Source organism: Gryllotalpicola reticulitermitis (assembly GCF_042651345.1).
GTDB lineage: Bacteria > Actinomycetota > Actinomycetes > Actinomycetales > Microbacteriaceae > Gryllotalpicola > Gryllotalpicola reticulitermitis.
The window spans coordinates 27,686-51,461 of the sequence record NZ_JBHSCN010000006.1 but is presented as its reverse complement, the minus strand read 5'-3'; the positions used below and the strand labels follow the sequence as shown (position 1 = coordinate 51,461).

The window sequence follows — 23,776 nt, the reverse complement described above, 5'->3', positions numbered from 1 at the left end:
CGGCTCCTCACGGGTTTCGGGGGTTCAGTTGCGAGCGAGCTCGGCCTAAGCCTGCTCGCCGAGCGAGTGGCTCAGGTAACGGGCGACGGCTCGCACCGCGGCCATGTTCGTTGAGTAATCCATACGAGTCGGGCCGAGCACGCCGAGACGGGCGACGGCGTCGCCGCCGAGCCCGTAGCCCGAGGTGAGCACCGACGTCTCGGCGAGACCGAACGGCGCGTTCTCGCGGCCGATCGACACCGTGACGTCGCGATTGGCCGCAACACCGTGCTGGTCCGCCGCCATCTCGCCGAAGAGCTTGAGCAGTTCGACCTGCTCTTCGATCGCCTCGATGATCGGGTAGATGCTGCCCGAGAAGTCGTGTTCGGTGCGCACGAGGTTGGCGGTGCCCGCCATGATCAGCCGTTCCTGCCTGGTCGCCTCGATCACCGAGATGACGGAGGCGACGAGCTCGTCGGCGAGAACCCGTACTGGCTCGGGCATGGCGGCGGCCAGCCCCAGCAGCACGGGCGACGCATCCGCCATCGGTACGCCCGCGACCGCAGCATTCGCCGCGTCGCGCAGCCCGCTCAGCAGCTCGGGGTTCTGGTCGGCGCTCAGCTCGACCACGCGCTGCTCGACGATGCCGGAGTCCGCGATGACGACGGTCAGCACCCGGCGTGGGGCGAGGGCGACGAACTCGACGTGCTGCAGGCGCGCGCGAGAGATCGAGGGGTACTGGATGAGTGCGACCTGGTGCGTGAGCTGTGCGAGCGCGCGCACCGTGCGGGCGAGCACATCATCGAGGTCGACGGATGCGCCGAGGAAGAGCTCGATCGCGTGCCGCTGCGCGGCGGACAGCGGGCGCACGTCGGCGAGCTGGTCCACGAACACGCGATAGCCCTTGTCAGTCGGAACGCGGCCCGACGAGGTGTGGGGGGCGGCGATCAGCTCTTCGTCCTCGAGGAGTGCCATATCGTTGCGGATCGTTGCGGCCGACACCCCGAAGCGGTGCTTGTCGGCGATGCTCTTCGAGCCGACCGGTTCGCGGGTCGCGACATAGTCCTGGACGATTGCGCGAAGTACTGCCAATCCACGTTCAGAAACCACGCCCGGGCTCCCCTCTACGCGACTAGCACTCCGAACCTATGAGTGCCAATACTATCGCGGCTACCCTGACATCATGTCGTATACGCCGCCGCCGGCTGAGCCGTTCCGGCCGGAAACCGAGCGCCAATGGTCGGTGCTCGTGCATGTGATCGCGGGTGGCCTCAACCTCGTCACGGGCGGCCTGTTCACCGGGCTGATCGCCGCGATCATCGCATTCATCCTGCTCAGAGGCCGCGGCCCGTTCGTTCGCAGTCACGCGGCCACGACGCTCAATTTCCAGATCACCATGATCATCGCCGAGATCATCGGCCTGATCCTGATCTTCGTGCTCGTCGGGTGGTTCATCCTCGCAGCCGTGTGGGTGGTCAACATCGTGTTCAGCATCCAGGGCGCGCTGGCCGCAGGCCGAGGTCGGGCCTACACGTACCCGATCTCGATTCCTATCTTCAAATAGCGTCGTTATCCAGGAGCCTCGGCCGCGGGCTCACGTGAGCCGGCGCACGACCGCGTCGGCGAGCAAACGGCCGCGCAGTGTCAGTCGCAGCGTGCCGCGCAGGGCGTCGGCCCCCTCGACCAGGCCGTCGGCGATCAGACCGGCCACCTCGGCGCGTGCATCGTCATCGAGTTCGGCGATCGGCAACCCGTCAGCGATACGCACCCGCAGCAGGACGTTCTCGACGTGGCGGGTCTGCGCGTCGAGAGTCTCGCGGCCGGCGGCGGGCGACTCGCCCACGAGCACCCTGGCGGCGTACGCGGCAGGGTGCTTGACGTTCCACCAGCGGACACCGCCGACATGACTGTGCGCACCGGGCCCGATGCCCCACCAGTCGGCTCCGCGCCAGTACGCGAGGTTGTGGCGCGAGCGGTGCGTGAGGCCGGTGGCCCAATTGGACACCTCGTACCACTCGTATCCCGCGGCCGCGAGCACGGCATCCGCCAGCTCATACATATCGGCCGTCAGATCGTCGTCCGGCTGCGCGACCTCGCCACGCCGGATCTGCCGCGCGAGCTTCGTGCCTTCTTCGACGATCAGCGCGTACGCGCTCAGGTGGTCGGGGCTCATCGCGAGCGCGGCCTCCAGCGAGCGGCGCCAGTCGTCGAGCGTCTCCCCGGGGGTGCCGTAGATGAGGTCGAGACTCACGTCGAGCCCGGCGCTCCGCGCCCACTCGACCACGAGCGGGACGCGCTCCGGGTCGTGCGTGCGCTCGAGCGTCGCGAGCACGCTCGGCACCGCAGACTGCATTCCGAAACTGACGCGTGTGAAGCCTGCGTCGGCGAGAGCGCGCAGATCGGAGTCCTCTACAGAGTCCGGATTCGCCTCGGTGGTGACCTCGGCGTCAGGGGCGAGGCCCCACGCGGCGCGAACGGCGGCGAGCATCCGATTCAGATCACCCGCGGGCAGCAGCGTCGGCGTTCCGCCCCCGAAGAAGACCGTCGACACGGGACGCTCGGCGACACCGGAGGCCCGCAACGCTGCGGCGGCGAACCCGACCTCGGCGATCGCCTGATCGGCATAATCGGTCTGCTTCACGCCCCGCAGCTCGGTCGCGGTGTACGTGTTGAAATCGCAATAGCCGCAGCGCACGCGACAGAACGGCACGTGCAGATAGACGCCGAAATCGCGCTCGCTCGCGCCTTCCCCCGCCTGCGCGGGCAGGAGGCCGTCGACCGGTGCAGGGTCGCCGAGCGGCAGCGTCGACGGCATCGTCAGTCGGCGGCGGCGTTGATCGGATGCAGCGCGCGCAGGTACCGCGCCACGAGACCCTTGCGCACCCTGCCGTAGATCGGCGCGAGAAGGGTCCAGCCGAACGACGACGGGCGCGAGAAGCTGCGTACCGTCAGCCAGACCGAGTCATCGTCGCGGTGCTCGAGGATGAACGCCTCTTCCCCGCTCGCCGGGTGACCCTTCAGCGTGCCGTAGGCGAAGCCGGCGCGACGCTCATCGTCGATGACGTAGACGATACGTACCGGCGCGTCGACGGTGAGCGGCCCGACGTGGCCGCGCAGTACCGCGGTCATGCCGTTCGCGATCTGCGGCTCGCCCGCCTCGTTGTACACGGACTCCGTGCCACCGGTTTCGCGCATGCCGGCCGGTGACCCGTCGTCGTTGTACCGGATGCCCGCGTACTGCTCCCCCGTGCCGAGGTCGATGTCGACGACGTCGAGGCCGGCACCGCGCTGGACGCCCCACGAGAGCAGCGACGCCTTCGAGCTCTCCCACCGTGCCTCGCCACTGCCGAGGCGCACGGTGCGCTCCAGCGGCTTGAAGCCGCGCGGCGGGTACTGCAACAGGTCGATGGCCTGCGTGCCGCCGATCGAGCCGTAGGTCACGGGGTTCTCGGCCGCGCCCTCGCGCTGCCTGCGGGCCGCGGTCACTTCTCCTTGTCCTTCCGCTCCGTGTCGCCGGAGAGCGCAGCGATGAAGGCCTCCTGCGGGACTTCGACCCGTCCGACCATCTTCATGCGCTTCTTGCCCTCCTTCTGCTTCTCGAGCAGCTTGCGCTTGCGGGTGATGTCGCCGCCGTAGCACTTCGCGAGCACGTCCTTGCGCATCGCGCGGATCGACTCACGGGCAATGATGCGCGCACCGATCGCCGCCTGCACGGGAACCTCGAACTGCTGTCGCGGAATGAGCTCTTTGAGGCGGGCCGTCATGAGAACGCCGTACGCGTAGGCCTTATCGCGATGCACGATCGCGCTGAACGCGTCGACCTGCTCGCCCTGCAGCAGGATGTCGACCTTCACCAGATCGGCCTGCTGTTCGCCGGCCGGCTCGTAGTCGAGGCTCGCGTAGCCCTGGGTGCGGCTCTTCAGGTGGTCGAAGAAGTCGAAGACGATCTCGCCGAGGGGCATCATGTACTTGATCTCGACGCGGTCCTCGCTCAGGTAGTCCATGCCGAGCAGCGTGCCGCGGCGGGACTGGCACAGCTCCATGATCGTGCCGACGTAGTCCTTCGGCGCGAGGATCGCGGCGCGCACGATGGGCTCGCTCACGGAGTCGACCTTGCCCGTGGGGAACTCGGAGGGATTGGTCACGGTGACCGTGCTCTTGTCCTCGGTGGTCACTTCGTACACCACGCTCGGCGCCGTCGTGATGATGTCGAGCCCGAATTCGCGCTCAAGGCGCTCTGTGACGATCTCGAGGTGCAGGAGCCCGAGGAATCCGCAACGGAAACCGAAGCCGAGGGCGACCGACGTCTCGGGCTCGTAATTGAGCGCCGCGTCGGAGAGCTTCAGCTTGTCGAGAGCCTCGCGCAGCTCGGGATAGTCGCTCGCGTCGATCGGGTACAGACCCGAGAACACCATCGGCTTCGGGTCGGTGTAGCCCGCGAGGGCGGTCGTGGCCGGCTTGACGGAATCCGTCACCGTGTCACCGACCTTCGACTGCCGCACATCCTTCACGCCCGTGATCAGGTAGCCGACCTCGCCCACACCGAGACCCTTCGTCGGCGCCGGTTCGGGCGAACTGACCCCGATCTCCAGCAGTTCGTGCGTCGCGCGCGTCGACATCATCTGAATGCGCTGGCGCGGCGTGAGCTTGCCGTCGACCATGCGGACGTAGGTGACGACGCCGCGGTAGGCGTCGTAGACCGAGTCGAAGATCATGGCACGAGCGGGGGCGGATGCGTCGCCCTTCGGCGCAGGAATCCGCTCGACGACGCGGTCGAGCAGCATGTCGACACCCGCGCCGGTCTTGCCGGAGACGCGCAGGACGTCGTCGGGGCTGCCCCCGATCAGATTGGCGAGCTCGGCCGCGTACTTGTCGGGATCCGCCGCCGGCAGGTCGATCTTGTTGAGGACCGGGATGATCTCGAGGTCGTTCTCGAGGGCGAGATAGAGGTTCGCGAGGGTCTGCGCCTCGATGCCCTGCGCCGCGTCGACGAGCAGAATCGCCCCCTCGCACGCCGCCAGGCTGCGCGAGACCTCGTAGGTGAAGTCCACGTGCCCGGGGGTGTCGATCATGTTGAGCGCGTAGTCGTCGCCCGCGAGCGCCCACGGCATGCGCACGGCCTGGCTCTTGATCGTGATGCCGCGCTCGCGCTCGATGTCCATGCGGTCGAGGTACTGAGCCCGCATGTCGCGTTCCTCGACCACACCGGTGAGCTGCAGCATGCGATCGGCCAGGGTGGACTTCCCATGGTCGACGTGCGCGATGATGCAGAAGTTCCGGATGCGCTCGGGATCGGTCGCTGCGGGCTCGAGTGCGGCGGTGGCTCGTGGTGACATGTCGGTACCGATTCTCGCAGACCGGCGGTGAGAGGAACCTCGCGTGCCGTTCTGGTATTCTTTTCCCTTGGCTTGCGCACGTGTCCCACACGCGTGCGGATTGCCACCGGTGCCCCTCTACCACCTGGTGGCCATTCATCACATCCGTTCAACGCGAAGGAACACAACTCAGTGGCAAACATCAAGTCGCAGCTCAAGCGCATCAAGACCAACCGCAAGGCGGAAGAGCGCAACAAGGCAGTCAAGAGCGAGCTCAAGACGCTCGTGCGCTCGACCCGCAAGGCCGTCGCCTCGGGCGACGCCGAGACCGCCGCCGCCGCTCTCAAGGCCGCATCGCGGAAGCTCGACAAGGCTGTCAGCAAGGGCGTCATTCACAAGAACCAGGCCGCGAACCGCAAGTCCGGCCTGAGCAAGCTCGTCAACAGCCTGTAAGCAGATCGATGATGAAGGCCCCGCTTCGGCGGGGCCTTTTTCGTAGCGCTTGCTGGCGCTTCAGGACCGTCCTTTGGCGCTCACGATGCGAACCAGCCGCTCGAGCGCGAAGACGGCGTCACGACTGCCGCCCTTCACCTCGGCGTCGGCCGTTGCGAGCGCCTGGAGCGCGACGACCAGTCCACGCTCGTCCCACCCCTGCAGCTCTTCACGGGCGCGCTTGACCTGCCACGGCGACAGGCCGAACTGGCTCGCGAGCTGCCCGTCGCCGCCGCGCGACCCCTTCAGCTTGGCCATCGTGCGCACCTTGCTCGCGAACGCCGCGACCATCGGCACAGGGTCGGCGCCCGAGGCGAGAGCATGCCGCAGCGTGACGAGCGCGTCGCCGTAGCGACCCGCGATCGCCGCGTCCGCGACGGCGAAGGCGTTCACTTCGACGCGGCCGCCGTAATAGCGGTCGACGACCTTCTCATCGACCTGCGCTCCGGTGTCGCTGATCAGCTGGGAGCAGGCCGAGGCGAGCTCGGCGAGGTCGTCGGCGAACGCGGAGACCACCGCACGCAAGGCGCCGTTCGTGATGCGCTTGCCGGCGCGCCGGAACTCATCACGCGCGAAGTCGTACTTGTCGGAATCGCGCTTGAGCTCGGCGCAGACGACCTCGACTCCCCCACCGCGGCCCGCCCGGATCTCGTCGAGCAGTTTCTTGCCCCGCACGCCGCCCGCGTGCCGCAGGACCACGACTGTGTCGTAGTCCGGCATCGACAGGTAGTCGAGCGCGTCGGCGATGAAGGCGTCGGATGCCTTCTCGACGCCGGAGACGCGAATGAGCCGAGGTTCGCCGAACAGCGACGGGCTCGCCAGCGTCACGAGCTCGCCGGGCGCGTAGTCGCCGGCGTCGAGATCGCTGACCTCGAGGCTCGGGTCCGCGGCCTTCAGTTGCTCGCGAAGGTCACGGATCGCGCGCTCGGCGAGGACCGTCTCGGTGCCCGACACGAGCACGATCGGCGCGCCCCGCACCTCGCTCCACGCAAGCTGCGGAATGGCGATCTTCGCCGGCGTTCTCGCGCCGGAACGGGCAGGTGCGGCCACTCGTCCTCCTCGGAGTTTCAGCCTACCGACCATGCCGCCCTCATCTCTGCGCGGGGGTCCACAACGCCTCGACTGATGCGCTCCGTTCCGCCCAGACCGCAAGCTGCCCCTCGCGCAGGGCGACCAGGACGGTTCCCTCGAGGTCAGTGCGTGCGAGCTGAGCCCCCGCGGACCGCAGAAGATCGAGCGCAGTGCCTCGCGGATGGCCGTAGCCGTTGCCCTCGCCGGACGAGATGAGGGCGAGCTGCGGCCGGATCAGCCCGTACAGCCGCCCGCTCTGATCGGCACTGCCGTGGTGGGCGACCTTCACCACATCGGCGCGACGGGCGTCGCCGTCCGCGATCAGCGCGTCCTGCGCCTTCCGATCGAGGTCGCCGAGGAATGCCATTCGCACGCCCTTCCCGGCGATCTCGAGCGCGATGCTCGCCTCGTTGCTCGTCGTCGTGCCGGACTGCGCGCGATCCGGCCAGATCACCCGCCAGCGCAGCGCCCCGAGCGACCCGCTGTCGCCGCGTGTCGCCACGTGAATGTCAGCGTGATGCTCACGCAGGTCGCCGAGCAGCCGCGCGGCCGACGCATCGCCTTCGTCGGGGAGGCCGACGAGAGCCGTCCCCACCATCGCGGACACCGCCGGGGCCGCGCCGACGTGATCGGCGTCATAGTGCGTGAGGACAAGCAGCGCGAGGTGCCGGATGCCGAGCCGACGAAGGCACGCCATGAGCGCGTCGGGGTCGGCGCCGGTGTCGATCAGCCCGAACTCGGACCCGCTGCGCAGCACGATGGCGTCGCCCTGCCTGAACTGAGTTAGGGCCAGCAATGCCGGCCCGGCCGACTCGTAGGGCGACAAGGCAGGTGACCCATGACAAGCGCCGCGATCTACCTTCGCATCTCGCAACTAACCGATGCTTCGACCTCCGTCGAGCGGCAAGAGGCCGATCTACGCGCACTTGCCACCGCCGAAGGCTGGACAGTGATTCCCGAGCACGTATTCCGTGACGAGGGCGTTTCAGGCGGCAAGACGCGTCCCACCGCACAGCACGCGCTAGACGCATGGGTGCGTGGCGACTTCGACGTGCTGGCGGTTTGGAAGCTCGACCGCTTCGGGCGCCGGGGCGTGCGCGACGCCGCCGACCTAATTGAAGCCGTAGACCGCCGCGCCATAGCCGGCGGCGTCATCATCTCCCTAGAGGACCACTTCAGGACTACAGACCGCGGATGGCGTTCGAAGGTCGGCCTATACACGTTCCTAGCCGAGATCGAGCGCGAGAACGTCATGCTTCGCGTCAGCAACTCGCAGGCGTATCTGCGCCGCGAAGGGAAGTGGGAAGGTGGCCGCGTCCCCTTCGGCTACAAGACGGCTCCGCACGAATCCGGCAAGGGCCGCACGCTCGAAGTCGACGCCGATGAGGCTGACATCGTGCGCGAACTTGCCGCACGTCTGGGGGCCGGCGAGCTCCCTTCGCACATCGCCCGTGAACTGACCGAGCGCCGAATTCCCACGGCCGCGAGTCCATACCGGCGTAACGCTGGCGACGACCGCGGCAACTGGTCGACGCAGAGCGTACAAAGCATCATGACCAGCGACACCTTGCTAGGGCGCCGCACAGAGTGGAAGCGAGGACCGCGTGTCAGCGCCGACGGCAAGCCCTACATGGCCAAGGTTGCCCTTCAGACCGTCAAGGATGCCGAGGGCAAGCCGCGCCAGTTCTGGCCACCGATCCTCACGCCGGCAGAGCTCGCGGCGGTACGCGCGGTCGTGAACAATCCCGAGGATCGCGCCAAGTACCGTCCGCGACTCCCGCAGCGCCGGAAAGCGACTGCGCTTCTGTCTGGCATCGCCGTCTGCCACTTCTGCGGATCGAAGCTCTATGCCATCACACAGACCACTCGCGGCGGCACCCGCACGCTATACCGATGCGCCGCCAACACATCAGTATGCCGCGAGAAGGCATCCATCGCCGCCCCAGGGCTCGAATCCCATGTGATCGCGCACCATTTGGCGACCTTTGGCGATCTTCCTGAACTCATGACGACGACGGCCACGGACGCCCAAGCGGAGCATGAGTCCGCCGTGGCTGATGTTCTGAGCACCATTCGGGACGTTCTCCGCCAGATGGCCGACGCCTATTCGCCCGAGCTTGCTAATCAGCTTCAGTCGCTTCAAGCGCAGCGCGCCGAGCTCGAAGCGGCCGTGCCGCCCCCCACTACAACGGCGGTCCCAACCGGGCGCACTCACGCCGAAGCATGGGCCGAAGCGGAGAGAGCCGGCGATACGGCGTACATGCGCGCGCTGCTGGCCTGGCACTACGAAGAAATCCGCATCCGCAAGGCGACGAGCACCGTCGAGCCCGTCGCCCCGCGCGTCATTCCGGTCGAGCGCTTCAGCCCGGAAGCGGTCGAGCCCGACGACTACCCTTCGAACGGCCCGGTTCCGGCGCTTGTCTAAACGCCGCTTCGCTGCCTCGGCCCTGGTATCCGCCGGGGCCGGCGCCGTGTCTGAGCCACTTCGGCTCTCCCTCCCGACTACGCGCGCGGGTTCCAGACTTTCGTTTACACACGTGGGCCACCGTGCCGTATAGGGATGTAGAGGGTGATATTGCAGCCTCATTGCCGCCCACCCGCGCCTCTACTCCCACGGGCGGGCGGCTCCTCTTTTTACCTCAAAAGCGTCAACGTCACAGAAAGCCCGTCACGTGATCTCATGTCCGATTTGCGGGCGGCGTATGCCCGAAGGCGCCCGCGCCCCGCGCCTGACGTGCTCGGACTCGTGCCGCACGGCGAAGTACCGCCGCGAGCGCCGGGCGCGCGAAGCCGTAGCCGACGCAAAACGGCGTGAATGGCTCGGAACCGTTGCGCCGCTTGCTCAGGGCGGCGACTGGGAAGCCCTCGCCGCGAGTTTCGCGGACACGCCCACGGGCTTCGCGCCTGAACTCATCGACGCGGTGCGCCGTCTCGCGCAACTCGCCGCCGAGCAGTTGGGCTAGTTGGCCTCTGCCCAACGTCGCCAAACCGATCAACCACAAACCCCTGATCTAAACCCCAGTTCTGTCACGTTCGTTCTCAAAGCCGCGCTAGTCAGCGGAATCGCGCGTGACACTTGCGTGACAGAAACCACGGTTAGACGCGTCCGAAAGCAAGCATCTGCCCATGCGCTTCACGCAATGGATGGCACAACCCCACCTTGGGCCACCGCCATTCGGCCACTCACCAGCCCCTCATCAGTCCAACGATCCGTTTCCCAACTATTCGTGGGACGTAGCCTTACTACCGGCCACGGGCCTTGGCGACGACATCGAGGCCGCCGGCATCACCTTCACCCCCGGTCGCGGCAACACCTACCGCCGTGGTGGCCGTCCGGTGACGCCCGACGCCGCGGCGGTGGCCATCGCTGACATTCTCGCCGTGGGGGCCGAGAACATGAGCATATTTCTAAGCGACTCGTTAGCCGTAGAGATTATCCGTGATGCTGATGCCCATCTCATCGGGCTCGCACCCCACAGCGCTGCCGCAAACGCTTTGCGTCTAGAGCGCCAGCACGCCGCAGGCACGCTGCCGATGCCTTTGCGAGACTTAGAGCTATACGAACTCGGCGCCCGCGACACCGCCCGCGCAATACGACGGTGGCCGTCGGTTCGGACTCTTACGCTTCGCACCTTCCGGCCCGTCATCCGGGCGTATCGCGTCACGGCCGCTGACGAACTCGCTTCGCTCTTTGACACGCTTCCCGCCGGCTTCATCGCCCGCGCGGACCTTTTTGCCCAGGTACCGGAATCTACGCGCAAGCGCCTTGGCAAGACCGCGGTCTACGCCGCCGCCGAAGCCCAGTTCGGTCCAGCCGTGCGCCGTCACCCCGGCCGCTTTGGCTTCGTCGTCGTGTAACCACTCGCACACTCCCGCCTGGGTCGCTGGCAGATGCACCTAGCGCGGGCTTACCTTCGGCCGCCGCGGTCCCACACGACCCCGCGGCGGCCGATCACTCGGCTATGGCATCACGGGCGCGCGCCTGCCGTAGGCCCAACTTTCCCTCCGTCTCCTTTGACGGTTGACGCGAGCAGCGCTCTGAACAACCGCCACCCCACACCCCAACACCCACGAGAGGCATCCAAATGAGCATCTATAACCAGGCGTCAGCGGCTGAGCGCATCGCTGCCGGCGCAAGCACCCACAACGACCCATCAATCTTTGAGCGCTCGGAGCAACTGCTGGAACATACCAAGGTCCTTCGCCGCGCCGAGCAGGAAGCGTTCGACCGGCTGAAGTACGACATGGAGGCGGCGCGGCGCGCATCCCTTGACGGCGCCGCAGAGGCCGCGAGGGTGGAAGACTTCAGCGCCGAAGTGCTCGTGAGCAACCTCCGTCACAGCGGCCAGTGGCATGCGCGGCCCGGCGACGCCTACGGCCGCGGTTACGGTCAGTCGCGCTGATGCCTGCCCCAGAGGCGCAGCCCGGCGACGTTATCCGCTGGGTCGACTCCGACGGTACTGAGCGCACCGCCGTAGTCGGCCTCTCGCCCGAGTACATCGCGGCGCGGACACCGCTTTACGCGCTCGGCTTCGTCCGCACCTCATCAGGTCGCGTATCCCGCGTCTAACAAATCCACACACCGCGCGGCAGACACGTGTGCGCCTAGCCTCACCTGCACAGAACCCAATCGAAGGATTCCCATGCCGAACACCGACCCGTACAGCGATGCGCTGACCAATCTTGCACGCACAGCCATCAGCCTCGAACTCGCCCGTCTCGACTACCTCAAAGCCCGCGTGACCGTCGCCGTTACGAGGCTCGACGCCGACGACCCTCACGGCGCTGTGGCGTTCTTGAGGCCTACCAGCGTATGAGCGCCAACCTCGCCGCGTTCAGCCGGTCCGAGCCGCGCGCCGACGCCGGCGTGCTGACACCCGCGGACGTGGCGGCGACTCTTCGCTACGTCGCTGTGCAGTCTGGGAGCACCCAAGCAGACGCCGCCCAGACCATCACCGCGATTGCGTTGGCGCGTCCCTCAGCGCCACTGTCCACGATTACGGGTGAGGCAATACTTAGGCTCCGTGCCGCGCGTGATTGAACCGGGCCGGCACGAACCCGCCGATATGAACACACCAGCGCCATACCTGCCACCGCCATATGCCCGTACAGCGCCGTACAGCCAACACCCCCGAACTGGCACACACCCCCGGTTAGCCACACACCCCCAATTAGCAGACCGCCCCTCGTGCGTGCCGTCGTGTGCTGGCCACGTGCCAGTCATGCGCGTCGCTGTGCTCACGTCGCGGCGTCGTCGCTTCGCAACGGCGATGCATCGTGCACTCGCACGGCGCGCGTCGTCATTCGAAAGTTCGCGGCATCGTCGCGCGTCGCGAGTCGAGCACAGTGACGATCAGCAGGCACATAGCCGCCTCCCAGCCCTCCCCCGCCCGGCCGGCGCGCTCGACACGGCATAGCGCGCTCCGCAACGAGTGGCGCCAGCGGTTTTTTGCCCCTTCACGCCTTCGCATACGCATCCGACCAGTTCACCGATTGGAGGGCCATGACTGGCCCAGACGCAACGCGCGGCGCGCTGTTCCGCGCCCACATAGCAGCCACCTACAGTGGCGAACCGACGCCAACGCAGGCCGTTCTGATCGACCGGGCCGCGTCGCTACTCGACCGCATCGAAGCCATCGAGAGGTCAGTCGCGGCGAACGGCGTCATGGCCGTCGGCTCGCGCGGTCAGGCGCGCTCAAACGGCGCCCTGATCGCATTGGCCGAAGCCGAGCGCGTGCTTCTCGCCACGCTCAAAGACCTCGCCCTTCCCGACCCTGATGCACCCGCACCGAAGAGTCGCGGCGGTCGCCGCGTCGACCACTACACGCCTCGGCTAAACCGCTAGTGGGCCTGTACGCCAGGCCCCGCAACGCCGATGGGGCGACGCCCGTGACCGTCGAGCAGCTTCGGCGCGCCGTCGCCAACTCAAGCAACGGCGACGAGTTCGACGAACTCATGGGCTGGCATCGCACCCACGGCGCCGGCCGGCCCGACGACGCGGAGCAGGCCAGCTAGCGCGTCTCGATGCGGTCGAGAACCGCTTCGGCGTCCGTGGCGCCCTGGGGGCCGTAATTCAGCATGTTGCGGGCCTCGATCAACTCGGCCGCCATGGCTGAGTCTCCTCGCCGCTGAGCTGTCACGACGAGCGTTGACAGCGCAGCATGCGCCGGCTCGAACTGTTTCGGGTCCTCGGTGGACGCGTACGCGCGCAGAGCGCCGTGCGCGTCCCTCAGTGCGCCTGAATTGAACTCCATACCGCTCAGCGTAGGTCCCCGACCTCGCTCCCACTCATCAGCCCCTCGGTGTCCGCCGCGGGGCTTTCCTTTGCGCGCACTCACCGCGCCCATGCCTAGGAGGCACCTTGGCCGTCGTCGGATACGCAACCGTCCAGCTAATCCCCTCGATGGACGGCTTCACGTCGAAGGTCAAAGAGCAACTCGGCACTGTAAACGAGTCGATCAGCGCCAGCACGTCGAGCGCGTCAGAGCAGGCCGGCTCCGATGCCGGCAACCACTTCAGCGGCGGCTTCCTGAAGACAGCAGGCTCGTTCCTGACCGCGCAACTTGGCTACGAGCTCTTCTCAGGACTGCAGCAGGGCATCACCCAAACGATCACCGCGGGCTTCAGCGACGCCTCGTTCCTACAGTCGGCGTCCAAGTCGCTCATTGTCCTGACCGGCAGCGCCAAGACCGCGCAGTCGGAAATGGCCGCGCTCTACGGCTTCGCTGAGCGCACGCCGTTCAGTGCCCAGAACGTCGTCAAGTACGCCCAGCAGCTTCTCGGCGCCGGCGCAAATGCGAAGTCCATCGTCCCTGACCTTCAGGACATGGGTGACGCGGTGTCGGCCGTCGGTGGCTCCGAGTCGGACATGACCGACGCGATGCTCGGCTTCACGCAGATGATGACCCGCGGCAAGCTCGACTTGCAGGATCTTCGCCAGATTTCGAACTCGGGCATCCCGGTCTTCACCGAGCTCGCCAAGGCACTGCACAAGCCCGCGTCAGGCATCCAGGATCTCATCAGCTACGGCAACCTGGCCTCGAACGTCGCCCTCCCCAAACTGCTCTCGCAGATGGAAAAGGACTACGGCGGCTCAATGGTCGCCCAGTCCAAGACGCTGACCGGCGCCTGGTCGAACGTCGTTGACACGATCAACCAGTCCCTCGGCGTCGCGTTTACACCGCTCGCGAACTGGCTCGCCACGAAGCTCCCCGCCGTGGCGAGCATCGCCGGTAACGCGATCAACGGCATCAGCAAGTTCTTCAAGGACGCGCAGGGCGCCGCGAAGTCGTTCAGCGACGTGTTCGCAAACATCTTCGGTGACCCGTTCCTCAAGGGTCTCCTGGGCGGCACGACCAAGCCCAAGCCGATCACCCTGAGCACGAAAGAGGCGTCGGCCCCGCCTTCGTTCCTTGCGCCGTCCGCGCCACCCGCCGACATCGCGAAGCCGATCACGGAAGCCGCGAAGGCCCCGTCGTTCCTCTCGGGCAACGGCTTCTCGTCGGGTGTCGAGAAGCACCCCGTCGTGCCGGCCCAGGCGAAGACGCCGCCGTCGTTCCTGAACGTCCTCAACCCGCGCCCGTCGTTCATCCCGACCGCGCCGACGCCGCCCGATCTCACTCCGCCCAAGACGCCCGCGGCACCCAAGGGCAGTTCCCCGAGTGACATCGCGCAGACGGTGACGAACCTTCAGAAGTCGTCCACTGCCTGGGGCAGCTTCGTAGCCGACTACAGCAGCGGTCTGCGCAAGGTCTGGGCCGCCTTTGGCTCATGGCTCGCGCCGCTTATCTCGACCGCCCTACCGCAGCTTGCGAAGCTCATGACGAGTGTCCTACCGCCAGCGATCGGCGCTCTCGACGGCGCATGGAACACCATGGTCATTCTGTTCACGCAGCTTGCGCCCGTGGTCAAGGACATCGTTGTGCCGGCGGTCAAGGCGCTACTTAGCCTATGGAACGGCACCTTTGAGGTCTTTAAGGGTGCCTTCGGATTCCTCCAAGGATTCTTCGACCTGATCGACGGCTGGGCCACGGGAAACAGCAAGCAGGTCTCGAAGGGCTTCTCCGAGCTCAAGACCGGCGTCCTCGATATGTCGAACGGCATCACCAAGGCACTCCTCGCGTTGCTGAAGTACCTGACGGTCGACATGGTGCGCAGCCTCACCCAGGCCGCCGTCGACATGCTCGGCGGCTTCAACAAGGGCTGGGGCAAGGCCATCGTCGGCTTCGCTGACCACCTGACGCAGCCCTTCAAAGACGCGATCACGTCCATCAAGAAGTTCCTCGGCATCCAGTCGCCGTCGAAGGTGTTCATCCAGATCGCGTCCGACACCGTGCAGGGCTTCCTCAACGGCTGGGCCTCGCGCGTCGGCAGCATCGTCTCGTCGGTCGGCGCACTCGGTGGCCGTGTCGTCTCCGCGGTCGGCAACGCCGGCGTATGGCTCGTCTCGAAGGGCCGCGACGTGCTGAGCGGCATGCTCAGCGGCATCGAGTCTGGATGGGGCGGCGTCGCGTCGTTCGTCGGCGGAATCGGCGGTCGCATCCTCGGTGACATCGGCTACCTGGGCGGCATGCTCGAAGGCGCCGGTGAGTCGATCATGGGCGGCTTCCTGTCCGGCCTCGAAGCCGGTTACTCGAAGGTGCAGTCGCTCGTCGGCGGCGTCGCTGGCTGGATCAAGGATCACAAGGGCCCGCTCAGCTACGACAAGGTGCTCCTGACTCCCGCCGGTCAAGCCGTCATGGATGGCCTTCGCTCTGGGATCGAGTCGCAGATGCCGGCGCTCGGCGGCACTCTCGCTGCCGTCACGCGGAAGATCGCCGGCGTCAACGTTGGCGCCACCTCGGCGTCTGCCAACTCGACGCGCGAGGCCGTCGGCGGAACGACGGTCAACCAGACGTTCGTGACCAACAACCCCGTCGCCAAGGATCCGATGCAGTCGATCCGCACGTCCGCGCAGACCGCCCGCGCGCACATGAATCTGTCGTTTGCATAAGGTGCTTACGCTGCCAAGTCGCCGCCCCAGGTTGGGCTAGTGACGAAAAAGCCCCACTTCCCTATTACCGCCTAAAGAGCCAGTCCCTTAAGGGCTAATAGGGAAGTGGGGCGTTTCGGCAACCTGCCCAACCTGAGGTGGCCGCGTAGGCGATGTCGGTGTCCGGCCGTATCCTCAGCACCGTGGAAGCCCAGCAGCCGCAACACCGCAAAGAGCCCTTCGTCTCCGAGCCAGAAACCTCACTCTCGCTCGCGATGGAATGGCCGCCCCGCACGCGCTTTCGCTGCGCTTGTGGGTTCGAGGTCATCGCCCCAGACCGGGCCGAGGGTGCCGCTGTCATGCAAGAGCACATCACCCCGGGTATGGGCGGCGTCGCCCGCTCCGCCTACATGGACTAGCCTCGCTGCCTCACCTCAGTCATAGACCGCAGCAAGCCGCCATCCCGCGGCGTCCCCCGCGACATCGAAAACGCGGGCTACCCCGCCGGCGCTGGTCGCTTGGAAGCGCCAGCCAACCCGCCTGCTCATCGGATGGGTCAGATAGATCGTTTCCCTCAACTCCGTCGGGGTGTCCGACACCCGCCACCGCACGCCGCGGCACGTCATCGACACAGGCTTATCACCGCCGAACTCAAGCACAACTGCCTCGATCACCTGTACGAACATCGCTCCGCCTCCAATCGAACGCAGATTCGATCGTAGATGCGGCGTCGCTGCCTCGCAACATCTGCGCACGAGCCACACTTGACGACTTACACAAGTCACCTTGCGCATAGAGTCCCCGGTCAGGGCCATTTTCATTAACCCCAGACTGGGGGTAGGCGACGACTGTTAATGCGATGGCGGCGTCGTTAATCTCGCCTCATGATCGTTTTCCCCACGAGCCGCTCCGAGTTCCTGCACAACTTCATCGCAGAGGCACTGCGATCCGGCGAATCACCCTTCGACGCGGCCATGATGGCAGCGGACGCATGGGGCGAGGCCAACGCCTGATGCCGCGGTTCACGCTGTCCTCGGCGTCACGTAAACGCCTTCGCGAGAACTGGCACCTGATCGCCGCCGCCGCCGTTATCCTTTGCCTTCCGCTCGTAATTGTGGCGGGCGCGCCCAGCGGTAGCGGCGACGCGACGACGACGGCCACAGAGCCGGCCAAGGCCGCCGCGACCGCCACCCAGGCGAAGACGCGGCCGACGCCGACCGTCACGAGCTACCGCATTAGTGCCACCAGCGCGAACGGCGTAGCGCTCGTATTGGCCGACGACCCCAAGTACAAGACCCGTACGCCGCTCAAGGGCATCGGCGGCACGTCATGGGAAGACGTGCCCGCGTCCGCCACCGGCGTCAGCATCCAGGTCATTAGCCAGACGGGCGACGGCGCGCGCTGCACAATCACGGCCAAGCAGACCGGCAAGGTTGTTGCGACCCAGACCATCGCCCCTGCGCACGGTCAGGGCACACAATCTGTCACCTGCGAAATGCCGTGATGCAAGAGAAGCCAATGTTCGACGGAAGCCTGCTGCTCACGATTCCCGAAGCCGCATCGGAGCTTCGCATCCACCGCAATACGGTCTACGAACTTATAACGCAACAGCGGCTCCCGGCCGTTCGTCTCGGCTCGCGTATGCGCATACGGCGGTCTGACCTTGAGAACTTCGTCCAAGCGCTCGCACGCGTCGGCAGCGCCGATGCATGCTCGGCATCGCACTTAGAAGTGGCTGTCGCGAAGCCCGGCTTTCTTGCATAACGCGAGCCACGCATATGAGGTAGCCCCCGCAACGCGCGCGTTTGGGCCACAGACGTTCTCGTCCGTTCCGCGCGAATCGCCCTGCCCCCAATGAGCCGCGGCAGCAGCCCTTGCGACTCAGGATCATACCCACGCCGCGTATCTGCGACGCCCTAAACTGCTACGGCTCTACCCGCAAGCGATAACCCAACGCCGACCTCGTGCGACGACAACTCCACGTACGTACAATGTCGGGCTCGTCACTCACTGGGTGACACGCGATCAAGTGCGCACCATGCTGCTCGCCCCACATAGCCTGCTGACATGAACGAGCAGCTGGTTGGCATCGGTATCACCGCGCTTGTCGGCATCGCTGGCATCCTCAGCACGCACCTACTCGCCCGAGGACAACGCAAAGGAGAGCAAGAGCGAGTCAACGCCGAGCGTCGCGAGCGATACCGATTCGCACAGTACGAAGCAAAGTCTAAGCTCTACGCTGACCTCGCCGCGGAGCTACGAACGTTGCTTCTGTCAATTCGCCTACGCGTGCAAGTGTCGGGCCGGTTCCGCCAGCGTTGGCCCATCGGGCTCGCAGCCAAGGCGCGCGCCGACGCGGCGACCTCCGTGGACCCGGTCTTCGCAAAGCAACTCAACGAGTTTGCAGACAAGTTGGATAGCGATCCGCTGCTAGGGCCAAGCCTGGCCCGTCAGCGCGATCGCGGCTTTCCGGCCCCAGTCGACAGCACCGCCGTGCTCCGGCGGGTGTCGGAACTGGGAGCGCGTATCGGCATTCTCGGCACAGGCGATGGCGCCCGTGCCGTGCGGATGGCAGAAAGCGCCGTAACCGCAGCGCTCCTGCATCTCGAAGCATCCGAGTTATCTGACCTGAGTGACGACGTACCGCTCGACGCGCTTGAGGCGGCGGTTGCGGCTGTTGAGGCGGCGGCGATCTATGAACTCCGCCTATTGCCACACGGTGAGAAGAAGAGCTTGGCCGAGTTGCGCGGACTTGCCGCTGCTGATTTTGCCGCGTCCAGTCAAGCCAAGTCCTCTAACGCGACGGTCGCGCCCCGGGACTCCAACGCTTCCTGATCGGGGAGGTGTTAATCTCGGCTAGAACGCAGTTCAGGCTAGCGTCGCCCTGCCCGACGTCGCACATTCCGACCACCCAGTCGCGTGGCATCGAGGCCCGGCGTGCAACTCCCACCCCGAGCTGGCCTGCTGCTGCCACGACGAGCGTGACGGCGGCCGCCGAGGCACAAACACGCCGCACGAGCCGGCTGCGCGCCGTCCTCGGACGGGCGACGAGCACAACGACCAGGCCCGTGAGAACGACGGCGAGGGCGAAGCCGGCGACGCCCGCCGGCCAGGGCACGGCGCTCGCCGGAAGGGCGACGGAGGTATGTGCGATGCTCGCGATCCACGCGGACGGCAACCACGCGAGCCACAGCAGTGGGGTGGCGAGCGGCGGACAGAGCGGCAGCAGTAGACATCCGATCAGTCCGATGACCGTGGCGATGGGGGCAGCAGGCTCGGCAAGGACATTCGCCACCACGCCGTAGAGCGGAAGCGTCGGATTGAGCAGCACGAGCACGGGCTGGCACGCCAGTTGCGCCGCGAGTGGAACCGCGAGGCCGATGGCGAGCCAGCGCGGCAGCCAGCGCTCCAGGCGGTGGGCGAGGGGACGCGCGAGCAGCAGAAGGGCGGCGGTCGCGAGCACCGAGAGCGCGAACCCGTAGTCCCGCGCGAGCCACGGGTTCTGGACGACGAGTACGATCACCGCCAGCGCGAGGGCGGGCAGCGCGCGGCCGGGGCGCCCGAGCGTCAGGCCGAACACGACGATCGACGCCATCACGGCGGCGCGCAGCACGCTTGCGCCCGGTGTGACGAGCACGACGAAGCCCGCGAGACCGATGAGGCTCATCGCGACACGCCAGCGCCGAGACAAACCGACGCTCGCCCCGAGTCCGATCAGGCCTGCGACGATCACGGCGCAGTTGGAGCCGGACACCGCGGTCAAGTGGCTGAGCGATGACGCCTTCATGTCGGCGTCGAGTTCGGCCGACACGCGCGACTCATCGCCGATCGAGAGACCTGGGAGCAGCGCTCCCCCGTCGCCCGGCAGCTGAACGGATGCCTCGGCGAAGCCCCCGCGCAACCCGTCGGCCCAGCCCAGCCACGCCGGCGGCGCCGCGACATGTTGCCAGCGCGCTGAGAACACCGCGAAGGCGATGTTGTCTGCCGGCTCGCTCGCGGTGAGCGCGCCGGTCACACGAATCCGCTCACCGATGTGCGGCGCGCCACGATCCTGCGTCGTCGAGATGAGCGCCGGCATGCGCCCGACGATGCGCCCGGTGCCGATGTCGACGCGTAATGCGGTCACTCGGAAGGTGATGCGGCGATCGCCGAACGCCGCCGCGCCGGACTCGCGCGCCGTGCTGGTGACAGTCGCATCGAGGGCGACGCGGTGGCCGCTCGCAGCTGAGTCGAGGGCCGCCGGATGCCGCATCGCACCGGCCGCCGCAGTAGCAGCACCGGCGAGCCCGATCGCCGCCGCGATGACGATGACGGTGCCAGCGGCGCCCTGACGCCGACTCGTGGGTCGTGCCTCGCGCCGCCGCCCGGGCGCCGAGACGGCGGCCGTTATGGCGGCGACCGCGGCAGCGGCCCCAGCGCACGCCCAGCCCCAGCCGGGGCACGCCACCAGCAACCCCGCGGTGAGCCATACGGCCATCGCCGGGAAGACAAGACGGAGATCAGCTCCCTTGCGCCTCACCCGGCTGTCACCAGGTCTTTGAGATCAGCGAAGGTCTTCTCACCGATGCCCGACACGTTCTGAAGATCGTCGACCGACGAGAAGCGGCCGTTCTGTGTTCGCCAGTCGAGAATGCGCTGCCCGAGCGAAGGACCGACGCGCGGCAGGGTCTCGAGCTGCTCGAGCGTGGCCGAATTGAGATCGAGCTTGTCGCCCGATGCGACCGCTCCACCACCTGACGCGCCCACGCCGCCGACCGCGGCGACCGGCGGCGCCTCACCCGGCTTCGGCACGTAGATCTGCTCGCCGTCGGCTACCCGCTGAGCGAGATTGAGCGCCGTCCGGTCGGCGGCGGCGGCGAAGCCACCTGCCGCGCCGACCGCGTCGATCACGCGCGCGCCGGCGGCCAGCTCATACACGCCCGGGCGTGCGACCTGCCCGAGCACGTGCACCAGCGACCTCGACGCTATGGGTGACGGTGCCGCGGTGATGGCCGCGCTGCCGGCCGAGCCGTCGGCCGTCACCGGCTCGAGCCCGCCACCCGAATTCAGCAGACCGGAGACGACGGCCACACCGATGCCGATGACGAACAGCACGACAGCGGCACCGAGCCCGATGCGTACTCGCGACGTGGCCTTCGCAGACGGCGCGAGCGCGTCATCGCTCTCGTCGCTACTCGGCGCGGTCTCCGTCACACGACGACGCTAGAAGGCGACCGAGCGGCAGGGGGGCGCCAAGCACCCGTTGTGTGAACGGATGCCCGACACCCCGGACTGTGCTGGGGAAGACCGCTCGGCGCAGCCCCGCTACGGCTTGGTCGCGATGTTGACGAGCTTCGGTGCGCGCACGATCACGTTGACGATCTGCTGCTCGCCCACGGCGCGGGCGACGGCCGCGGACGCGCGGGCCAGCTGCTCGAGCTCGTCGGAGCTGATCTTCGCGGGAACGTCGAACCGGTCGCGCACCTTGCCGTTGACCTGAATGATCGCCGTCACCGTCTCTTCGACCAGCAGCGTTCGATCGGGCTTCCGCCACTGCACGTTGGCGACCGTCGGCTCGTAGCCGAGCATCTCCCACATGTCCTCGGCTGTGTACGGGGCGAACAGGTTCAGTGACATCGCGACGACCTCGGCGGCCTCGCGCACCGCCGGGTCGGCGGGCCCCGCGCCCGAGTCGATCGCCTTGCGCGTCACGTTCACGAGCTCGATCAAGCGCGCGATCACGACGTTGAACTTGAACGACTCGACGAGACCTGGGGCGTCGGCGAGGAAGCGGTGAGTGTGACGACGTAGCGCCACGTCTCCGTTCTTCCAGATCACGTCGGGCGCGGAGGCCACGTCGCGAGCGACGCGCCACGCGCGGGCGAGGAACTTCGAGGAGCCCGTCGCCGAGACATCCGCCCAGTCGATGTCGTCCTCAGGCGGGCCGGCGAACGCCATCGTCACGCGCAACGCGTCGGCGCCATATTCGGCGAGTTGGGACGCGAACTCGACCAGGTTGCCCTTGCTCTTGCTCATCGCCGAGCCGTCCATCAGGACCTGACCCTGGTTCAGCAGCGACATGAACGGCTCAGTGAAATCCACCAGCCCCAGGTCGAACAGCACCTTCGTGACGAAGCGCGCGTACAGCAGGTGCAGAATCGCGTGCTCGACGCCACCGACGTACTGGTCGACCGGCGCCCACTTCTGCGCCTCAGCCGGGTCGAATGCGCGCGTGTCGTCGGTCGCCGAGAGGAAGCGCAGGAAATACCACGACGAGTCGACGAACGTGTCCATCGTGTCGCTGTCACGGCGAGCCGGCCCGCCACAGGTCGGGCAGGTCACGTTGACCCAGTCCTCGGCGGCACCCAAGGGGCTCGAGCCCTTCGGGCGAAGATCGAGGCCGGATGCGTCGGGCAACCGAACCGGCAGCTGGTCCTCCGGGACGGGAACCTCGCCGTCGACCGGGCAGTGAATGATCGGGATGGGCGTTCCCCAGTACCGCTGACGGGAGATCAGCCAGTCCCGCAGGCGGAAGTTACGGGCAGGACCACCGATGCCGGATGACTCGAGCGCCTCGGTCACTTTGGCAATAGCCGTGTTCTTGCTCAGCCCGTCGAACGGACCCGAATTCACGAGACGGCCGGCGCCGGTGAGCGCCTCGCCGGTCGCAGCGGGATCGGGCAGCACGGGCGGCAGGTCGTCGGGCTCGGTGTCGCCCGTGATGACCGGGATCGCACCCGTCACAGGCGCGTTGACATCAACGACGACCTTCACCGGCAGCCCGAAGGCGCGAGCGAAGTCGAGGTCGCGCTGGTCGTGTGCCGGCACCGCCATGATCGCGCCGTGGCCGTATTCCGCGAGCACGTAATCGGCGGACCAGATCGGGATGCGCTCGCCCGTCAGCGGGTTCCTCGCATAGCGCCCGAGAAACACGCCGGTCTTCTCGCGCTCGGTCGAGAGCCGATCGATCTCCGACGTACCGCGCACCTTCTCGAGGTAGGCGGTGAACTCGGCCTGGATTTCGGCGGATGCCCCCGCCACGAGTTCCGCGGCAAGATCTGAGTCGGGCGCAACGACCATGAACGTCACGCCGTAGAGCGTGTCGGGCCGCGTCGTGTAGACCGGCAGGGACTCGTCGCGCCCCTCGATCGTGAATCGCACGTCGGCGCCCACCGAGCGGCCGACCCAGTTGCGCTGCATCGTCAGCACACGCGTCGGCCACCTGCCCTCGAGCTGATTGAGGTCGTCGAGCAGACGGTCGGCGTAATCGGTGACGCGGAAGTACCACTGCGTCAGCTTCTTCTTCGTCACCAGGTGGCCGCAGCGCTCGCAATGACCGTCGATCACCTGCTCGTTGGCGAGGACCGTCTGGTCATTGGGGCACCAGTTGACGCTGCCGTCCTTCCGGTACGCGAGTCCCTTCTCGTACAGCTTGAGGAACAGCCACTGATTCCACTTGTAATACTCAGGGTCGCTCGTGTGCAGCTCGCGCGACCAGTCGAAGCTGGGCGCGTAGATCTTGAAGCTCGCCTTCTGCTGGGCGATGTTGTCGTACGTCCACCCGCGGGGATCGATGCCGCGCTTGATCGCGGCGTTCTCAGCGGGCAGCCCGAAGCTGTCCCAGCCGATCGGGTGAAGTACGTTGAAGCCCTGCTGGCGCCAGTACCGCGCGACGATGTCGCCGAAACCGAACGCTTCGGCATGGCCCATGTGCAGGTCGCCCGACGGGTACGGGAACATGTCGAGCACGTACTTGCGCGGCCGGTTGTCGGCCGGGTCGTCGGTCGCGAACGGCTTGAGGGCTTCCCATACTGGCGCCCACTTGTCTTGGATCGCGGCGAAGTCATAGCGCTCTTCGCGCAGCTCGTCGCTCTCCCGCATCGCCGTCTGCTCGTGGTCTGCCACGTGTGTCCCGTCTTCCGTGCTGGGGGGGTGTTCGGCGCTTTGCGCCGAACACCCAGGTTACCGG

The 23,776-nt window shown here is 67.0% G+C and carries 27 protein-coding genes; 16 read left to right on the top strand and 11 right to left on the bottom strand.

What is annotated here, in order from left to right; all coding sequences use genetic code 11:
• Positions 1–45: 45 nt before the first annotated feature.
• Entirely contained in the window at positions 46–1,089 is a 1,044-nt protein-coding gene (hrcA, locus tag ACFOYW_RS13460; protein ID WP_390229822.1) for a heat-inducible transcriptional repressor HrcA, read from the bottom strand.
• Positions 1,090–1,162: 73 nt separating this feature from the next.
• On the opposite strand from hrcA, the gene ACFOYW_RS13455 reads away from it, so the two are divergent.
• Entirely contained in the window at positions 1,163–1,543 is a 381-nt protein-coding gene (locus ACFOYW_RS13455) for a DUF4870 domain-containing protein (protein ID WP_390229819.1), read from the top strand.
• A 30-nt stretch (positions 1,544–1,573) separates the two neighbouring features.
• On the opposite strand, the gene hemW is transcribed toward ACFOYW_RS13455, so the two are convergent.
• The 3 genes from hemW to lepA are packed head-to-tail and all read right to left on the bottom strand — an operon-like array spanning position 1,574 to position 5,315.
• Positions 1,574–2,794 (bottom strand): radical SAM family heme chaperone HemW, encoded by a 1,221-nt coding sequence (gene hemW / locus ACFOYW_RS13450; protein ID WP_390229817.1) that lies wholly within the window; start codon positions 2,792–2,794, stop codon positions 1,574–1,576.
• A 2-nt stretch (positions 2,795–2,796) separates the two neighbouring features.
• Positions 2,797–3,465, bottom strand: a complete 669-nt coding sequence (locus ACFOYW_RS13445; protein WP_390229814.1) for a DUF1990 family protein — start codon at positions 3,463–3,465, stop codon at positions 2,797–2,799.
• Positions 3,462–5,315 carry a translation elongation factor 4 gene (gene lepA, locus ACFOYW_RS13440; protein WP_390229811.1) on the bottom strand — a complete coding sequence of 618 codons (1,854 nt, stop codon included), beginning with the start codon at positions 5,313–5,315 and terminating at the stop codon, positions 3,462–3,464. Before lepA ends, ACFOYW_RS13445 begins: the two co-directional genes overlap by 4 nt.
• Positions 5,316–5,486: 171 nt before the next feature.
• Between lepA and rpsT the strand changes: the two genes are divergently transcribed.
• Positions 5,487–5,747 (top strand): 30S ribosomal protein S20, encoded by a 261-nt coding sequence (gene rpsT, locus ACFOYW_RS13435; RefSeq protein ID WP_390229808.1) that lies wholly within the window; start codon positions 5,487–5,489, stop codon positions 5,745–5,747.
• Between the two features lie 60 nt (positions 5,748–5,807).
• On the opposite strand, the gene holA is transcribed toward rpsT, so the two are convergent.
• Both holA and ACFOYW_RS13425 read right to left on the bottom strand, forming a co-directional pair.
• Complete coding sequence (holA, locus tag ACFOYW_RS13430) at positions 5,808–6,836, bottom strand: DNA polymerase III subunit delta (protein WP_390229805.1); 1,029 nt, start codon at positions 6,834–6,836, stop codon at positions 5,808–5,810.
• Positions 6,837–6,876: 40 nt separating this feature from the next.
• Entirely contained in the window at positions 6,877–7,683 is an 807-nt protein-coding gene (locus ACFOYW_RS13425; protein WP_390229802.1) for a ComEC/Rec2 family competence protein, read from the bottom strand.
• 12 nt (positions 7,684–7,695) lie between these two features.
• On the opposite strand from ACFOYW_RS13425, the gene ACFOYW_RS13420 reads away from it, so the two are divergent.
• From ACFOYW_RS13420 to ACFOYW_RS13385, 8 genes are all read left to right on the top strand, one after another.
• On the top strand, positions 7,696–9,282 hold the full coding sequence (locus ACFOYW_RS13420; protein WP_390229799.1) for a recombinase family protein: 1,587 nt from the start codon (positions 7,696–7,698) through the stop codon (positions 9,280–9,282).
• Between the two features lie 277 nt (positions 9,283–9,559).
• Entirely contained in the window at positions 9,560–9,820 is a 261-nt protein-coding gene (locus ACFOYW_RS13415; protein ID WP_390229796.1) for a hypothetical protein, read from the top strand.
• 163 nt (positions 9,821–9,983) lie between these two features.
• The gene (locus ACFOYW_RS13410) at positions 9,984–10,715 is read left to right on the top strand and encodes a hypothetical protein (RefSeq protein WP_390229793.1); all 732 of its coding nucleotides are present in this window, start codon (positions 9,984–9,986) and stop codon (positions 10,713–10,715) included.
• A 227-nt stretch (positions 10,716–10,942) separates the two neighbouring features.
• A complete protein-coding gene (locus tag ACFOYW_RS13405) occupies positions 10,943–11,260 on the top strand; it encodes a hypothetical protein (RefSeq protein WP_390229791.1) in 318 nt (105 codons plus the stop codon).
• The gene (locus ACFOYW_RS13400; protein ID WP_390229788.1) at positions 11,260–11,427 is read left to right on the top strand and encodes a hypothetical protein; all 168 of its coding nucleotides are present in this window, start codon (positions 11,260–11,262) and stop codon (positions 11,425–11,427) included. Before ACFOYW_RS13405 ends, ACFOYW_RS13400 begins: the two co-directional genes overlap by 1 nt.
• 73 nt (positions 11,428–11,500) lie before the next feature.
• Positions 11,501–11,674, top strand: coding sequence for a hypothetical protein (locus ACFOYW_RS13395; protein WP_390229785.1), 174 nt, complete (start codon positions 11,501–11,503; stop codon positions 11,672–11,674).
• A gap of 686 nt (positions 11,675–12,360) precedes the next feature.
• Positions 12,361–12,702 (top strand): hypothetical protein, encoded by a 342-nt coding sequence (locus tag ACFOYW_RS13390; protein ID WP_390229782.1) that lies wholly within the window; start codon positions 12,361–12,363, stop codon positions 12,700–12,702.
• A gap of 44 nt (positions 12,703–12,746) precedes the next feature.
• Positions 12,747–12,872, top strand: coding sequence for a hypothetical protein (locus ACFOYW_RS13385; RefSeq protein WP_390229779.1), 126 nt, complete (start codon positions 12,747–12,749; stop codon positions 12,870–12,872).
• On the opposite strand, the gene ACFOYW_RS13380 is transcribed toward ACFOYW_RS13385, so the two are convergent.
• A complete protein-coding gene (locus ACFOYW_RS13380; RefSeq protein ID WP_390229776.1) occupies positions 12,869–13,111 on the bottom strand; it encodes a hypothetical protein in 243 nt (80 codons plus the stop codon). The genes ACFOYW_RS13385 and ACFOYW_RS13380 overlap by 4 nt on opposite strands.
• A 107-nt stretch (positions 13,112–13,218) precedes the next feature.
• Between ACFOYW_RS13380 and ACFOYW_RS13375 the strand changes: the two genes are divergently transcribed.
• Positions 13,219–15,849, top strand: a complete 2,631-nt coding sequence (locus ACFOYW_RS13375) for a tape measure protein (RefSeq protein ID WP_390229773.1) — start codon at positions 13,219–13,221, stop codon at positions 15,847–15,849.
• A gap of 182 nt (positions 15,850–16,031) precedes the next feature.
• Positions 16,032–16,247: a hypothetical protein gene (locus ACFOYW_RS13370; RefSeq protein WP_390229770.1), complete on the top strand. Its 216-nt coding sequence runs from the start codon at positions 16,032–16,034 to the stop codon at positions 16,245–16,247.
• A 15-nt stretch (positions 16,248–16,262) separates the two neighbouring features.
• On the opposite strand, the gene ACFOYW_RS13365 is transcribed toward ACFOYW_RS13370, so the two are convergent.
• Positions 16,263–16,514, bottom strand: coding sequence for a hypothetical protein (locus ACFOYW_RS13365; RefSeq protein WP_390229768.1), 252 nt, complete (start codon positions 16,512–16,514; stop codon positions 16,263–16,265).
• Between the two features lie 198 nt (positions 16,515–16,712).
• On the opposite strand from ACFOYW_RS13365, the gene ACFOYW_RS13360 reads away from it, so the two are divergent.
• The 4 genes from ACFOYW_RS13360 (at position 16,713) to ACFOYW_RS13345 (ending at position 18,663) form a co-directional block, all read left to right on the top strand.
• Positions 16,713–16,841 carry a hypothetical protein gene (locus ACFOYW_RS13360; RefSeq protein WP_390229765.1) on the top strand — a complete coding sequence of 43 codons (129 nt, stop codon included), beginning with the start codon at positions 16,713–16,715 and terminating at the stop codon, positions 16,839–16,841.
• Positions 16,841–17,332, top strand: a complete 492-nt coding sequence (locus ACFOYW_RS13355) for a hypothetical protein (protein ID WP_390229762.1) — start codon at positions 16,841–16,843, stop codon at positions 17,330–17,332. The genes ACFOYW_RS13360 and ACFOYW_RS13355 overlap by 1 nt, the downstream gene beginning before the upstream one ends.
• The gene (locus ACFOYW_RS13350) at positions 17,332–17,592 is read left to right on the top strand and encodes a helix-turn-helix domain-containing protein (RefSeq protein WP_390231374.1); all 261 of its coding nucleotides are present in this window, start codon (positions 17,332–17,334) and stop codon (positions 17,590–17,592) included. The genes ACFOYW_RS13355 and ACFOYW_RS13350 overlap by 1 nt, the downstream gene beginning before the upstream one ends.
• Before the next feature lie 303 nt (positions 17,593–17,895).
• A complete protein-coding gene (locus tag ACFOYW_RS13345; protein WP_390229759.1) occupies positions 17,896–18,663 on the top strand; it encodes a hypothetical protein in 768 nt (255 codons plus the stop codon).
• Here ACFOYW_RS13345 and ACFOYW_RS13340 read toward each other — a convergent pair.
• The 3 genes from ACFOYW_RS13340 to leuS all read right to left on the bottom strand — a co-directional run bounded on the left by ACFOYW_RS13340 (position 18,623) and on the right by leuS (position 23,688).
• The gene (locus tag ACFOYW_RS13340; protein WP_390229756.1) at positions 18,623–20,305 is read right to left on the bottom strand and encodes a ComEC/Rec2 family competence protein; all 1,683 of its coding nucleotides are present in this window, start codon (positions 20,303–20,305) and stop codon (positions 18,623–18,625) included. The two genes, ACFOYW_RS13345 and ACFOYW_RS13340, sit on opposite strands and share 41 nt — an antisense overlap.
• Before the next feature lie 38 nt (positions 20,306–20,343).
• Positions 20,344–21,021, bottom strand: coding sequence for a ComEA family DNA-binding protein (locus tag ACFOYW_RS13335; RefSeq protein ID WP_390229753.1), 678 nt, complete (start codon positions 21,019–21,021; stop codon positions 20,344–20,346).
• Between the two features lie 111 nt (positions 21,022–21,132).
• Entirely contained in the window at positions 21,133–23,688 is a 2,556-nt protein-coding gene (gene leuS / locus ACFOYW_RS13330) for a leucine--tRNA ligase (protein WP_390231371.1), read from the bottom strand.
• Positions 23,689–23,776 lie beyond the last annotated feature (88 nt).